This is a genomic window from Paenibacillus lutrae (assembly GCF_009757775.1).
In the GTDB taxonomy this organism is placed as follows: Bacteria; Bacillota; Bacilli; order Paenibacillales; family NBRC-103111; genus Paenibacillus_F; species Paenibacillus_F lutrae.
Genome location: NZ_RHLK01000003.1, coordinates 672,885 through 687,768, shown reverse-complemented (window position 1 = coordinate 687,768; position 14,884 = coordinate 672,885). Strand labels below are relative to the sequence as shown.

Annotated in this window: 11 protein-coding genes; 7 read left to right on the top strand and 4 right to left on the bottom strand. The window is 49.8% G+C overall.

Translation table 11 applies throughout. The annotated features are described in order from the left end of the window. Nucleotides 1–97: 97 nt before the first annotated feature. Nucleotides 98–982 carry a LysR family transcriptional regulator gene (locus tag EDM21_RS09165; protein WP_157334797.1) on the bottom strand — a complete coding sequence of 295 codons (885 nt, stop codon included), beginning with the start codon at nucleotides 980–982 and terminating at the stop codon, nucleotides 98–100. A gap of 119 nt (nucleotides 983–1,101) precedes the next feature. Here EDM21_RS09165 and EDM21_RS09160 point away from each other — a divergent pair, with 119 nt between their 5' ends. From EDM21_RS09160 to EDM21_RS09140, 5 genes are all read left to right on the top strand, one after another. Beyond that, nucleotides 1,102–1,779, top strand: coding sequence for an ankyrin repeat domain-containing protein (locus EDM21_RS09160; RefSeq protein WP_420850645.1), 678 nt, complete (start codon nucleotides 1,102–1,104; stop codon nucleotides 1,777–1,779). Nucleotides 1,780–1,816: 37 nt separating this feature from the next. Beyond that, on the top strand, nucleotides 1,817–3,040 hold the full coding sequence (locus EDM21_RS09155; protein ID WP_157334795.1) for an amidohydrolase: 1,224 nt from the start codon (nucleotides 1,817–1,819) through the stop codon (nucleotides 3,038–3,040). Nucleotides 3,041–3,068: 28 nt separating this feature from the next. Beyond that, nucleotides 3,069–4,541 carry an ATP-binding protein gene (locus EDM21_RS09150; protein ID WP_166541907.1) on the top strand — a complete coding sequence of 491 codons (1,473 nt, stop codon included), beginning with the start codon at nucleotides 3,069–3,071 and terminating at the stop codon, nucleotides 4,539–4,541. 7 nt (nucleotides 4,542–4,548) lie between these two features. After that, complete coding sequence (locus EDM21_RS09145) at nucleotides 4,549–5,238, top strand: response regulator transcription factor (RefSeq protein WP_157334793.1); 690 nt, start codon at nucleotides 4,549–4,551, stop codon at nucleotides 5,236–5,238. 126 nt (nucleotides 5,239–5,364) lie between these two features. Next, nucleotides 5,365–6,864 (top strand): S-layer homology domain-containing protein, encoded by a 1,500-nt coding sequence (locus EDM21_RS09140; protein ID WP_157334791.1) that lies wholly within the window; start codon nucleotides 5,365–5,367, stop codon nucleotides 6,862–6,864. A gap of 1,131 nt (nucleotides 6,865–7,995) precedes the next feature. Here the strand turns inward: EDM21_RS09140 and EDM21_RS09135 are convergent. From EDM21_RS09135 to EDM21_RS09125, 3 genes are read right to left on the bottom strand one after another with little or no spacing between them, the layout of a single operon-like run. Further along, complete coding sequence (locus EDM21_RS09135) at nucleotides 7,996–8,280, bottom strand: hypothetical protein (protein WP_157334789.1); 285 nt, start codon at nucleotides 8,278–8,280, stop codon at nucleotides 7,996–7,998. Nucleotides 8,281–8,321: 41 nt separating this feature from the next. Continuing rightward, nucleotides 8,322–8,966, bottom strand: coding sequence for a hypothetical protein (locus tag EDM21_RS09130; RefSeq protein WP_157334786.1), 645 nt, complete (start codon nucleotides 8,964–8,966; stop codon nucleotides 8,322–8,324). 5 nt (nucleotides 8,967–8,971) lie between these two features. Beyond that, nucleotides 8,972–10,144, bottom strand: coding sequence for a HEAT repeat domain-containing protein (locus tag EDM21_RS09125; RefSeq protein ID WP_157334784.1), 1,173 nt, complete (start codon nucleotides 10,142–10,144; stop codon nucleotides 8,972–8,974). A gap of 611 nt (nucleotides 10,145–10,755) precedes the next feature. On the opposite strand from EDM21_RS09125, the gene EDM21_RS09120 reads away from it, so the two are divergent. Continuing rightward, a complete protein-coding gene (locus EDM21_RS09120) occupies nucleotides 10,756–13,422 on the top strand; it encodes a valine--tRNA ligase (protein WP_157334782.1) in 2,667 nt (888 codons plus the stop codon). 85 nt (nucleotides 13,423–13,507) lie between these two features. Then, nucleotides 13,508–14,884 carry a bifunctional folylpolyglutamate synthase/dihydrofolate synthase gene (locus EDM21_RS09115; RefSeq protein WP_157334780.1) on the top strand — a complete coding sequence of 459 codons (1,377 nt, stop codon included), beginning with the start codon at nucleotides 13,508–13,510 and terminating at the stop codon, nucleotides 14,882–14,884.

Here is a 14,884-nt window from a genome sequence, read left to right as displayed (position 1 = left end):
GCTCCGCTCATTAACGCAAGATAAGGTTTTGCTCTTCTATAGCCACACTCATGACAAGACGACCCGGAGTAACATCCGATCGTCTTTTTGTATTTTCTTATTCCGTGAGTTTCATTTCTTTCATAAGTTCGATGAAGTGCTGCGCGGTTTTGGTTAAATAGCGATCCTTCAACCAGATTAATCCGGTTGCGAATCTCAGCTGGCTGTCTGCGATGGCAAAGGATTGAATTTCATATCCGCGATGCAGCTTCAGGATGGACTCCGGAATAATCGTGGTCCCGTCTCCAGAAGATACCCACTCCAGCAGCGTGACGATATCCGAGCATTCCCCGATGACGTCGGCAGCCAGACCACGCCCGGCAAATTGATCGATGATGCTCTGATAGAGCCCGAGTCCTTCTGCACTGGGCAGAATAAGCGGATAGCGCTGAATATCGGCATAGCTGAATTCGCGTGCTTCCGGCACGAAGGTAGTAGCTGTTACGAAGTAGAAGGGCTCGGATTGAAGCCGCAGCACTTCAAAATCACTAAGATCCAGCGGGAGCCGTACGATGGCAAGCTCGATGGAGCGCTCTCTCATGAGCCGGAGAAGCTGGTCGGATTCATTCTGCTGTATTTTATAAGTAACCTTGGGGTAGCGGGTTTTAAAAGCACGCAGTAAATGGGGCAAAGGGGCCGATGACAAGGTGTTGACTCCGATTGTCAGCTTGCCTCGTATCCCCATGCCGATTTCTTTGACCTCGGTCTGCGATTCTTCCAGAAGCTTGGTCAAGTGGATGGCATGTCTGTATAAGGCCTGGCCGGCATCGGTCAGTTCTAAGAGTTTACCGGTTCGGATCACAAGCTGGACTCCAAGCTCCTGTTCCAGGGTCTTTAATTGTTGTCCGAGCGGGGGCTGCGTCATGTGGAGTCTTTGGGCTGCCGCGGTAATTTGCTTCTCTTCCGCGATCGCTATGAAGTAGCGGAGCTGGCGAATATCCATAGGGCGAAGGTCTCCTGTCCAAACGATAAAAGTATGGAAACTAAACTTTATAAATATTTTTCGTATAGTAAGGGCTATGGTACCATACAAGTACCTTCAGAAGAAAGAGGGCGACTCCTATGCGAATGATCATCATTTCCATGGTTATCTGGCTGCTGGCCGGTTGTCAGCAGCCTGCAAACTTAGCCGAAGAGGATGTGCAGACAATGAATGTGTCCATTATTCAAGCCGCAGAAAACGGAGATACCAGCCGGGTATTGCAATTAATCCGGGAAGGGGCAGATATCAATGCACGAGATGAGCAGGGACGGACAGCGATTCTTGCCGCCACACACGGCAACCAGGCAGATACGGTCCGGGCATTGATTGAAGCGGGTGCCGATATCAATCTGCAGGATCACAAACTGGATAATCCTTTCTTATACGCCGGCGCGGAAGGCTTGCTCGAAATCGTGAAGATTTTGAACGAGGCCGGAGCAGATCCGACGATCACGAACCGTTATGGGGGAACAGCGCTTATTCCCGCCTCGGAACACGGCTATGTGGACGTTGTCCGGGAGCTGCTCACAGGGTCGGAGGTTGACGTCAATCATGTTAACAATCTGGGATGGACGGCATTAATGGAAGCGATTGTCTTGAGTAACGGCGGAGAACAACAGCAGCAGGTCATCCGGCTGCTAATTGAGCACGGGGCGGATGTGACAATCCCGGATAAGAACGGGGTTACCCCGCTGGAACATGCAAAAGCGCATCATTTTACAGCGATCGAGCGTTTACTGGAAGATGCCGGGGCTTAATCAAGGCCTTTTTAATAATAGAGAAGGACGGGATGGTATGCTGAATGCTTGCTATTGGTTAACGAATGTAAGAATAGAACAGGGCTACAACATGGAGGACGGGCAAATAGTCGGGACGGACACGGAGATTTGTCACATTCGGATTGAGGGCGGTGTAATCGCTGAAGTGATCCGGTCACAGCCGCTTCCTCCGAGTGATCTTCCGAAGTATAACGGAAAAGAGCTGCTGCTGCTCCCTTCTTTTGAAGAGGCTCATATTCATTTGGATAAAACGTATTACGGCGGCCCGTGGAAAGCGGTCAAGCAAGCGCGGAGCATCTTCGAGCGGATTGAAGAAGAGAAAGTATTATTGCCTAAGCTGCTGCCACTCACGAGACAACAAGCGGAAGGTATTCTGGCGCTTATTCAGCGATTGGGTTCCACGCATGTACGCAGCCACTGCAATATCGAACCGGTCAGCGGTCTGCGCAGGTTAGAGGCGACTTTGCAGGCTTTGGATACATTCTCCGGCAAAATTTCTTCGGAAATTGTAGCTTTTCCGCAGCACGGACTGCTCAGGTCGGATTCTGTCCGGCTGGTCAGACAGTCCTTGTCAGAGGGGGCGACTCATGTAGGCGGAGTCGATCCGCATACGGTGGACGGGGATATCGAGAAATCACTGCAGACCCTGGTTGAATTAGCGGTCGAGCATCAAGCCGGTATTGATATTCACCTGCACGATAGCGCAGATGCTGGCAAACATACGCTGATGCGTCTTGCTGATCTGACCGAGGAAGCCGGACTGCAGGGGCAAGTCACAATCAGCCACGCATTCTGGTTTGCGGGCGCTGAGCCTCAAGAAGCGCTAGAAATGGCCGGGCGGCTGGCGTCGCTTGGCATGTCCGTCGCTTCAACGGTCCCGATCGGAAGAGCGGCGATGCCTCTTCCTATGCTGGTCGAGCAAGGTGTTACCGTCAAATTGGCAACAGACAGCCTTACGGATCACTGGTCACCTTTTGGAAACGGAGATCAACTGGAGAAAGCGGGGCGGTACGCAGAATTGTACGGGTATCAGGATGAAGGGGCCTTATCCCATTCTCTTGGATTGATTACAGGCGGGATAACGCCGCTGAATCATGAAGGTGAGCAGGTATGGCCTAAGGCCGGCGATGCGGCAAGTTTTGTACTGGTCCATGCGAGCTGCTCCGCGGAAGCGGTAGCGCGAAGGGCGGAGCGTCAAGCGGTATGGCACCGGGGCCGGCTCGTGAGCGGTTCGGTTTAATTTGAGCATTTTGAGAGGCGTGCGAGATGTGTCTATACGATTCAGGCTGCTTTTGTCTTTTACATCGGTTGTGGTGGTCTCCGTTATTTTGTTCGTGTCTGCGGCATACCTGTTATCCGTTGCGGTAACCGGCGATTTCCGGAGCATTAGCAGCTTCTACAAGATCCATTATTCGCTTCATCCGCTTTCCGAAGAAGAGGAAACCATCTTTATCGATCTGAAATATTTGGCCAAACACGATCCGCAGAAATTAAAGGATCGGCTGCTGCTGGAGGATTACGATTTCAAGCTGAAAATGGTTCAAGCCGGTCTGGTTGTTCGCAATCATGACGAACTCATTTATGCGGCCCCCATCTTTGAAGGGGTGAATTTTGCGGAGATTCTGCCCCCGTACGATTTAGGTAATCATTCCATCCGGAATACGATAAATGCGGGAAGTCGATTTTTCTCGTACGCCAAATTCGATTTCTATTTCTCGGCAGCCAAGGATGATAAGGGGAGTATCTTCGTCTTGCGGGAGAGAAGCCCATTTGCCGAGGTGGTTCGAAAGCTGCTGCCTATTCTGATTGCTGTATTCACGGCCATCCTGTTATTAACCGGTTTCTTGCTCTACCGGTATGTGACTCGCAAGATCGTTCAGCCGCTCGATGGTTTGCGGCAGTCGGCGGAGCATATCAAGGATGGAGATTTGACGTTCGAACTGCGATCTGCATCTACGGATGAAGTGGGCCAGCTGGTCATGACGTTCGAGGAAATGCGGAAGCAGCTGTACGACTCTATTCAGCTCCAGCTTCATTATGAAGAGAACCGCAAGCAACTGCTTTCGAATATTTCTCATGATCTGCGGACGCCAATCACAACGATAAAAGGCTATGCGGAAGGGATCCGGGACGGCGTAACGGATACGCAGGAGAAGCTCGACAAATATGTCGAGGCTATCCATACGCGCGCGGCGGACATGGAGAGACTGGTAGAAGAATTACTGCTTTATTCGAAGCTTGATTTGAAGAAGGAACCTTTCTCATTCGAGCAAGTGGAGCTGAACGGGTTTCTGCATCGCGTAGTCGGCGAGCTGGCCATTGAATTCGATACTCATTCTGTTGAAGTAAGCTGGGAACAGGCTCCTCGGCAGGAGCGGTTCGTGCTTGCGGATCGCGAGAAGCTGAAGCGTGTGATGATGAATTTATTTGATAATTGTTTCAAATATCTGAACCAGGACCCTAAGAAAATAACAATCGGGATAGAAGAGCGAGGTGAGCATATAAGGGTCAAGCTTGCGGACAATGGCCCCGGTATTAAGCGCGAGTCGTTGCCGCATATCTTTGAGCGCTTCTACCGGGAGGAACCTTCCCGCAGTCTGGGGGCGGGAGGAAGCGGGCTCGGACTTTCCATTGCCCGGCAGATTATCGAGGGCCACGGTGGAACGATCTGGGCGGCTAGTGAGCCGGGGCAAGGCACGAGTGTCTATTTTACTTTGAAAATATTTGTGGATCGTCGGTGATAATCGTATGAAGCGGATTTTAATTATAGAGGATGACCCCTATATCGCAGAACTGCAGAGAGACTACTTTATGCTTCATGACTACACAGTGGAGCTGTGCCATGACGGGTTGGAAGGGCTTGCCCGGGCTCGCAGCGCCGAACACGATCTGATCATTCTCGATCTCCAGCTCCCGGGTGTGGATGGGTTCGAGATATGCAGGCAAATAAGGAAGCAGCTGGATGTGCCGCTGTTAATTGTCTCGGCCAAGAATGAGGAGATCGATAAAATCCGGGGGTTCGGCCTCGGTGCGGACGATTTCGTCACGAAGCCTTTCAGTCCCAATGAGCTGGTTGCCAGAGCCAAAGCTCATCTGTCCCGGTATGAGCGGTTTACCGGCGGCAAATCGCAAGAACCGGATACGATCGAAATTAGAGAGCTGTCCATTCATAAACTATCCCGCCGGGTGTTCGTGAATGCCAGGGAAGTGGCGGTCACTGCCAAAGAATTCGAGGTGCTTGTGTTCTTGGCCGCGCATCCTAACCGCGTGTTTAACAAAGAGGAGCTGTTCGATAAAATTTGGGGCTTCGAATCAAGTGGCGAGATCGCGACGGTGACCGTGCATATCTCCCGGATCCGGGAGAAGATTGAGGCGGACCCTTCTAATCCGCAGTTCATTGAGACCGTATGGGGAGCGGGCTACCGGTTCACGGTCTGACTCCTGTGAAGATATTTATCTGTTTGTTTATAAAAAGTTTAGACTTCCTTTGAAGCGGATTTAGAGTGGTGGATTATGATGAATGCATCACACAAACACCACTTTATAGCGAGAGGAAGCTGGACAATGAACAAGCTAAATCAGACAGCAGCCATGCTGGCTCTAACAGCACTAATGGGCGGAGGTGCATTGCTTCCCTATCAGGTACAGGCAGCACCGTTAAACCCTGCAGCCAGCATTCAAAAGGCTGTGACGGCGAATGACAATCAGCAGGCAGAGCAAGCCGTGCAGCAGTTGATAAGCGAAGGCGTGATTCAAGGATACGGTAGCGGCCAATTGCTATTAGACAAGAAGGTAACGAATGCGGAGCTGCTCAAAATGATCGTGGTCGCGCTCGGGCTCGATCCAAGCGGCACAGTTCAGCAAGAGGAAGGGAAGCGGAACACATGGTATTCCTCTTATGTGGAGACGGCCGCGGCTAACGGCCTCGTCGACCTTGCGGATGAATTTCAGCCGAATAAGCCTGCGGAAAGCAGTGATATAGCGCAGATGATTGCCAAAGCCCTGAAGCGCGATGTCAAATCCGTTCAGTACTGGATGGAAGGCTTGAATCTGGGTACGGGTACTATCACGCGTGGAGAAACGGCTCAGTTGATCGTGCTCTCCAAGAAAGCTGTCCGTTCGGAAACCGCTGAGATCGTATCGATACAAGCATTGAATGCAATTACTTTCGAAGTGACGTTCTCGGCACCTCTTTCCCTTGAAGACGAGACGACGGCTGAAGCCAATGCTAATTTTGCTTTTGATCATGGATTAAAGCTCGTTAATCAGCCGCGACTGAAGACGGGATCTTTTGCTACCTATATTGTTCCTGTACAAACCATGACGGCGGGTACAACGTATACAACGAACTATAAAGGCTTAAAGACTCTTTCGGCAGCGGCCAGTACGGAGAAAATCCGTCTGAGTGATATCCGCCAAGTAACTTCCGATACCTTCGAAGTGGATTCGCTGCGCACAGAAGGGGTCGTGGATTATGGGTACCTGATCTCTGCATACGCCGGAGGCCGCGGTGCGAACGCAATCATTCTGGACGAGAACAATCAGTATAACGGGCAAAAAATGCAAGTAATCCCGTCGCTTGCTTCAAGACAGGCAACACTGACACCTGAAGGCGGTGCGCCGGTGACGGTCAATTATGTCGGTTTCACTCAGTCGACCGACGGCAGGCAAGAACCCAAATTCCGTCTGCCTGCCGGAACGCAGTTGGTACCTGGAGTGAAATATTCCGTAACAGGAGACTGGTTCGAACTTAAGAACAATACGTTCGTGGCTCAAACGATTCAACCGCTGACTATTGCATCTGTATCACAATTGGATGCGGCCACGCTTAACGTTACGCTATCCGAAGATCCGGGGGATGAGCTATTCGCCTATCGTTCCGTACAGTTGAAAGGCTCGGACGGCACGATGCTGACAGCGCAATACAAAGTACAGACCCGGCAAGGCGCAGTCGGCGTGTTCGAACTGCAGAATCATGCCAAGCTTGCTTCCGGTGTTGACTATGAGGTCACCCCTGTAGGAGGCTGGGCTGCTGCCAGTCCAATCTCTCTCACGGCAGAGTAAAACAAGCTAGGAAAGAAAACTTCCCCGGTATACAACGCGGGGAAGTTTTTTTGCAGGTAACTGAAGAAGCTGCAAAATTTAGGAAGCGAGAGAATTCGGCCAAGGATATACAGGTGTGGTCAGGACTTACCTCAAATTTACGAACGCTCCATCTTAAATCTTGCCGTACTTCATTCGTGCCTCTTGTTTCTCTCGCTTTGTTTTGGAGTCACTGCATCTTCCGGTATGCCTGGGTGAAATCAGTGAGGCAGGCTGCCGGTTATATGGGATGCAGGAGCTGGAACGTTTGCAGCAATTCTTTTTTATAGAGAACTCGGCTTTCGTTTAAAGGAAATCACAAAGCGGCTGGAAGCGTATCCCGGACGATTATCGATTCTTTCGCGGCAGCAAGAACCTCTTCTTGTCCGGGAACAAAGGCTGGAGACAATTATTCAAACATGAAGGCTTTCCATGCTAAGCATGGAGAAGGCCGCAGACGCGGTTGTTGTTCACGGATGACTTTCATCTTAGTATGCTTGAAGGTCTGCAAACGGATTGCGTATTACCTTAACACGGCAGTGGAATCATACGCGGCGCAGGCGCAAAATCAATCGCAAAGAGCGCTGCATCGAAAACGGCAGCGGGTTTCTGGGAGTTCTTATAGAAGCAGCATAAGGAAAATTCGCCGTCATGCGTTATAGGACAAGCGTAAAGGGGTGCCGGTCAGCAGAGGCACCCCTTTTACGCTGTCAAGGATAGTCATTGACCCGGTTTTGAGAAGCGGCTGAACGGTTCCTTCATTAATAAGCGCCCTTGGACGTCTTAATACATGTCTAACAGAAAACCGAGGTAGGCAAGAAATAAGACAAACAACAGAAACACGTCCAGACCCGTCGGAAGGATCAGCGTGCGCACAAATTGTATGCAGATCAACGGGAAAAGCACGCCCCGAACAGTGTACCGGGTTTTCCACCACCATTTTTGCATGAGCATCCCCTTCGTTTGTGTTGAGAAATAACCGCTACCAGTTTATGCGGCGCCAGTCTTGAATATGATGAAATTTCAGTACGCGGCAACCCCTCTTATTCTTCAGGACAACAAAACAGCCTTAGCTCGGTCTGACACCGGACTAAAGCTGTTTGTGTTGGGAACTCAGAATGATTTTTTTTTGCCGATTAATACAATCGCAATATTTATTACCAGAATGAAGACAAATGCAATCCCGTAGATACCCGCCTGGGCAAGCTGAGCAAGCCCGTCAGGAGTACTCATCCAGAGCCATAAGAAGCCTATAAGCAGAATTACACCATTTATAAGAGCCGTGTATAATAAGGTCGGTTTCAAGCTGCCGTGTCTAATACTTCTCACACTAATAATAATCGTAAGGATCAGAGAAATAAGTATAGGTACGATTAATTTTATTAAATCTTCATCCAAATGCATCCACTCCTTTTATTGAATGATAGCATGAAGTGAAGTTAATTTGTGGTCGTTTTTCTAAGTTTTGTCCAAGCGGTTCCCGCGCCTCCACGCTGCACAAGCGGACTCGTTTCGAACCACGGTTGATCTCCGCCCAGATTTTGGTGTTCCTTGGCATATTTTATGTTGGATACATCGAAGTTAGTAGGGGTGCCGTTTTTCGTTCCATCTGTAGTTCTGCCCCATACCCAGTGATTGTTCCATTCATAAGCATATTCAACAACTCCGTCACATCGTATGTCATCGATTTCACTCGGGGCAATAGATTCACCCGAATTGGCATCCCAGTCTATCATATTCACTCCGACATAGTTAATATCCGGATCCGCAGCCATAGCAGCTACAGTGCTTAAGACATTTTTCTTGTCGGTTGCTGTCATAGTAGGGTTGGTGAACGGGCCCAGATAGGTCTCGGAGCCGACAAAGTCGGTGAAGCTATTCAAATCGACCGTATAGCCATAGCCCTTAATTTCATATACGCCCGATCCTGCTTTACGGATACCCGCGTGTTCCCAATAGTTGGGCATAGGTCCGGTCCTGTATAAAGCCTCTGCATCCGCGTATGCGGAATTTGGTGCGGAAAAGCTTGCAATACTTGCTGCTGACACTGACAGTACTGCCATTATTCCTATTCGTCTCATCATTGTTATTAGTCCTCCCACTTTTCGGCATTTGAAGGAACACTGGATTTAGGGGTAGCGTTAATTGTTTTTATTGCTTGTTCCGCTTTGTCTCTAACTTCTTTGTCCGGATTGTTTCTGGCGATTTCCTGAAGTTTATCCAGAGCGGAATGCAGAGTTGACACTTCGGCAGCTTGTACGGCCGTTAACAAGCTGTCTTTCGATTGATCGTTGGCCAGTAAGTTTAGTATCAGCTTTTGATTGGAGATGAGGGCATAGTGAACAATATCCCGGTTATTATGCTTGTCTTTAATTTCCAACACGGCTTTCAGAGCTTCTTCATTACTCAGAAGTCCTAGTCCGTATACGGAACTGGCGTAAACTTTTGGATCAGAAGTTGTGCTCGCTATTGTTTTGATTTTTTTTACATCCGAGTACACCCGGCTTTTACTGCCTGCTATAATCGCGTGTCGCAATAAGGTGCTGTCTTTTTGTTCGTGTTTATCTATAACGCTTTTAACGGCTTCGGACAAATGAGGATTTTCTGTTCTTCTCATAGCCGTTAAGGCATTGCCTTTAATTTTATCGGGTGTTGTATCATCAGAGAAAAGGTCAACCAATGCCTTGTCTTTCTTTGTTTTTTTTACCTTATCTTCTTTACTGTCCTTTTTTAATTCACCCAGCGCATAAGACCTGACGTCGGGATCTTCTGTCTTGTCCGCTGCTACATTCATAAGCGTATCATTTATCAAGTCGCCTTGATCTTCATTCTTCTGTTGGCTGTGGAGATCAATTAAGAACAACCTGTACTTTTTATTATTTGATTTATCTTTCACCAATTGATCCAGTTGCTTGGCGTGGGTTCCATTCTTTGTTTTGGAGATTAAGGTAGGAGCGATCAAGGCCACACCTTCATTGAATACATCATCCGTCCCTTCTGAATACTCAGCGGCTGTTTCCAGTAAGCCTTTAGTGTCGAGACTATTTAGATAATCAGATGTTGCTTTTTTGTCATGGCTTAAAGATTTCAATTTGTTGGAATGCGTTTTGTTTTTAATTTTTGTTTTATCAAGTTGTATGGATGGATCGGATTGCGGGGATTGAACAGAAGCTTGAGAGACCGTAGAGTAAGCAGAGACAGCTGAGAAAGTGACTCCTACGGCCAAGACAGCTGCATAAACGGTTTTTGATGTCCTTTTCATAATACACTCCTTCTAAAATGATTTTTTAGTTAAAATAATCATTCTCCCTACTTATTTATTTCAATATTGGGATTGTTATACAATAATACATTTATTTTTATTTGAAACATTTGTAAGAAGATCCGTCTATGAAAAAAACACGATGCGAGTTTATACAAATGCTAAGTTGGGAAGGATGAATGCAGGTAGATGCAGGGCTCGAAAGATTGACGTTATCGGTAGTTCTGGTTTATCATAGAGTGTAATTTATATGCTTAACTATGAATCGTTCTTAATGACTGAATCAACGTAGATGGGGAGTAGTAGACGGCGAGCCCTTCAGAGAGTGGAACCGCAGCGCTGGAAGGTTCCGCAGGGATAAGACGGCCGTACGAAGTCGCCCCGGAGTTGTTTGCGTGAATGCCCTGCCGTGCTGGACACGGTAGTCGATTAGCGCAAACCGGCCGCACCGTTATCTGCGCCTCAAGTGTCATGCACCGTCTCCTTTTACTCGCGGAACGGGCGTGAAATGAAGGTGGTACCACGGAAGCACATCCTTTCGTCCTTTGCGGCGGAAGGATTTTTTTGTTGGCTTAAATAGTGTACATGTATTTGAATGGAGGAAATGGACTATGGCAGAAACAAACGATAAAACTTCGGTTTCCATGCCGACTACGTATGATCCCTCGCAAAGCGAGAAGAAGTGGTACGACTACTGGATCAAGAACGGATACTTCCGTGCGGGCCAGCGTCCGGACGCGGAGACTTATACGATCGTTATTCCCCCGCCGAACGTAACAGGCATGCTGCATCTGGGCCATGCGCTTGATTTTACGCTGCAGGATATTCTGGTCCGTACGAAACGGATGCAGGGGTACGATACGCTATGGCTTCCGGGATCGGACCACGCGGGTATCGCTACACAGACCAAAGTTGAACAGAACCTGCGTGCGGAAGGTTTGTCCCGTCATGATCTGGGCCGCGAGAAGTTCCTGGAGAAAGTCTGGGAATGGAAAGACCTTTACGCGAATACCATCCGGGACCAGTGGGCCAAAATGGGCTTTTCCCTTGATTATTCCCGGGAGCGTTTTACGCTCGATGAAGGTTTGTCCAAAGCCGTGCGTGAAGTATTCGTAAGCCTCTATAACAAAGGGCTCATTTACCGGGGCAAATACATTATTAACTGGGACCCGAAAGCGCAGACGGCCCTGTCTGACATCGAGGTTGAATATAAAGAAGTGCAGGGCAACCTGTACCATCTCGTATACCCGCTCAAGGACGGCAGCGGCTCGATTACCGTCGCTACCACGCGTCCGGAGACGATGCTCGGCGATACAGCCGTAGCCGTTCACCCGGAGGATGACCGTTACAAACATATGATCGGTAAAATGCTCGTGCTTCCGGTTATAGGCCGTGAAATTCCGGTTATTGCAGATGAGTATGTAGAAAAGGATTTCGGAAGCGGTGCGGTTAAAATCACGCCGGCACACGATCCGAATGACTTTGAAGTGGGCAAGCGTCACGATCTGCCGCAAATTCTCGTAATGGACGAATCTGGCACGATGAACAGCAATGCAGGCCCGTACCAGGGACTGGACCGTGCCGATTGCCGCAAGAAGATTGTGGCGGATCTTCAGGAACAGGGGATCCTCGTCCAAATCGAGGAGCACATTCACCAGGTTGGCCACAGTGAGCGCAGCGGCGCCGTCGTGGAGCCTTACTTGTCCACGCAGTGGTTCGTTAAGATGAAGCCGCTCGCCGACCGCGCAATCGAAGCCCAGAAGAACGGCACAGGCGTTAACTTTGTACCGGACCGTTTCGAGAAAATTTACCTGAATTGGATCGAGAATGTGCGTGACTGGTGTATTTCCCGCCAGCTGTGGTGGGGGCACCGCGTTCCTGCGTGGTATTGCTCGGACTGTCAGGAAGTAACCGTAGCTCACGAAGATGCTCACCAATGTTCGCACTGCGGCAGTGAGAATATCCGCCAGGACGAAGATGTCCTGGATACCTGGTTCTCTTCCGCGCTGTGGCCTTTCTCCACCCTGGGCTGGCCTGAGCAGACCGAAGACCTGCAGCGCTTCTATCCGACCAATGTACTCGTCACCGGTTATGACATCATTTATTTCTGGGTAGCACGGATGATTTTCAGCGGCCTTGAATTTACGGATCAGGTTCCTTTCCAGGATGTGCTGATGCACGGTCTGATCCGGGATGCGGATGGACGCAAGATGTCCAAATCGCTCGGCAACGGCGTGGATCCGCTCGAAGTCATTGCGAACTACGGGGCAGATGCCATGCGCTATATGCTCTCCACCTCCAGCACGCCAGGCCAGGATCTGCGCTTCCGCATAGAACGCGTAGAGCAGACCCGCAATTTCGCGAATAAGATTTGGAACGCTTCGCGCTTTGCGCTGATGAATCTGGAAGGCTTCACCGCGGCGGACATCGATCTTAGCGGGGAGCTTGGAACGGCGGATCGCTGGATTCTGCACCGTCTGAACGAAACGTCCCGTGAAGTCACACGTTTGATCGATCTGTATGAATTCGGCGAAACCGGCCGTCTGCTGTACAACTTCATCTGGGATGATCTGTGCGACTGGTACATCGAATTCAGCAAGCTGTCTCTGTACGGTCAGGACGAAGCGGCGAAGAAAACGACTCAGTCCGTACTCGCTTACGTACTCGATCGCACGCAGCGCCTGATTCATCCGTTCATGCCGTTTATCTCCGAAGAAATCTGGCAGCATCTGCCGCACGAAGGAGACACGATCACGCTCGCTGCGTGGCCGACTTATGACGAGAAGTTCGAAGCCGCCGATGCCGTGCGCGAGATGGAACTGCTCATGGACGTGATCCGCGCCGTACGGAATATACGGGCGGAAGTAAATGTTCCGATGAGCAAGAAAGTCGAGCTGCTCGTAAAACCGTCTACTCCTGAAGCGCAGACGATTCTGCTGCGTAACGAAGAATATATCCGCCGTTTCTGCAGCACTTCCGAGCTCGGCATCTCCATGGATCTTGCCTCGCCGGACAAAGCTATGACCGCTGTAGTGACAGGCGCGGAGCTGTTCTTCCCGCTTGCAGGCTTGATCGATATCGGCCAGGAAGTCGCCCGTCTGGAGAAAGAAATCCAGACATTGAACGGCGAAGTCAGCCGGATTGAGAAGAAGCTCTCGAATGAAGGCTTCATCGCCAAAGCACCTGCCAAAGTTATTGAAGAAGAGAAAGCCAAAATGGCCGATTATGCCGAGAAACGGGATAAAGTGCAGGCTCGTTTGGCTGAACTCAAAGAATAGCGCATAACACTTCTATAATCGCGGTGCATGACGTCCCTTAGCGGCGGAGGCACCGCGATTCATATCAACTAAAGGGATGATTAGGATGGAAGAACAAGAAACGGCCATTCCCGCATTCGGGCAGTATAGCGAAGCGGTAAACTGGATTAATGGTTTAATCCCTAACGGAATTAAACCGGGACTTCAGAGGATGGAACTGCTGATGGAGAAACTGAACCATCCTCACCGCAGATTGAAGTTCATTCATGTAGGCGGAACGAACGGTAAAGGCTCCACTTGCGCCTTTTTAACTCAAGTTTTGAGACAATGCGGCTATGATGTCGGGTCGTTTACCTCCCCATATCTGGAGAAGTTTACGAACCGTATACAATATAACGGTCAAGACATAGAAGAAGAGACCCTGCTGAGGCTGGCAAACCGGCTGAAACCGGTAGCAGATGAAATCGCGGCTACGGAGCTCGGTTCCCCGTCGATGTTTGAAATCTGCACGGCGCTCGCTTTGCTGTATTTCGGGACCGTTACATACCCGGACTACGTAGTCCTGGAAGTGGGCCTCGGCGGAAGACTGGACTGTACCAATATAGTAGCTCCGGTCGTATCTGTCATCACGAACATTGGCCATGATCACATGGACATTCTGGGAGACACGCTTGAGAAAGTAGCTATGGAGAAAGCCGGTATTATCAAACCGGGCGTTCCGCTCGTTACGACGGTGGAGCAGCCGGAGATTATCGGGCTTTTCAAGAATGAAGCCAAAAGTAAACGCGCGACAGCCTATGTGCTGGGCGAGCATTTCAGCTATGAGCCGGTATCTGGCGGTCTGGGTGAACAGCGGCTGAATTTTAGCGGGCCGTTCCGCAAAATCGAGAATGTGCCTGTTTCGCTGGACGGGGCCCATCAATTTAAGAATGCGGCTGCCGCGCTCATGACACTCGAAGTGCTGCGGCAGTACAATGCGCTTATTGTCGAAGAAGAAGACTTGTATGCGGCTATGAGCAAGACCGAATGGCCGGGACGCCTTGAAATGGTGTCGGAATCGCCCCGCATTTTGTTGGATGGCGCGCACAATCCCGAAGGGGCGCAGACCCTGGCAGCTGCCCTGGAGGATATTTACACGTATAAGAAACTGCATTTGATGATCGGCATGTTGTCCACCAAGAATCAACCCGGGTATTTCAGGCATATACTACCAATGGTGGATACCCTTATACTTACGGAACCTGATTTTCATAAAAAAGAAAGTGCTTCCCGGCTTGCCCAGCGTGCCCAAGAAACATTACAGGAACTCCATGTAGACCGTGATATTGAAATCGTAGTAGAACCGGATTGGAAGCTGGCGCTTGAACAGTTAAAGCAGCGAACGGGACAGGAAGATTTGGCGGTCGTATCCGGCACGCTCTATATGATCTCCGATGTTCGTTCTTGGCTCTTATACACGACCGACTCTGAAAAAGGATGGTGA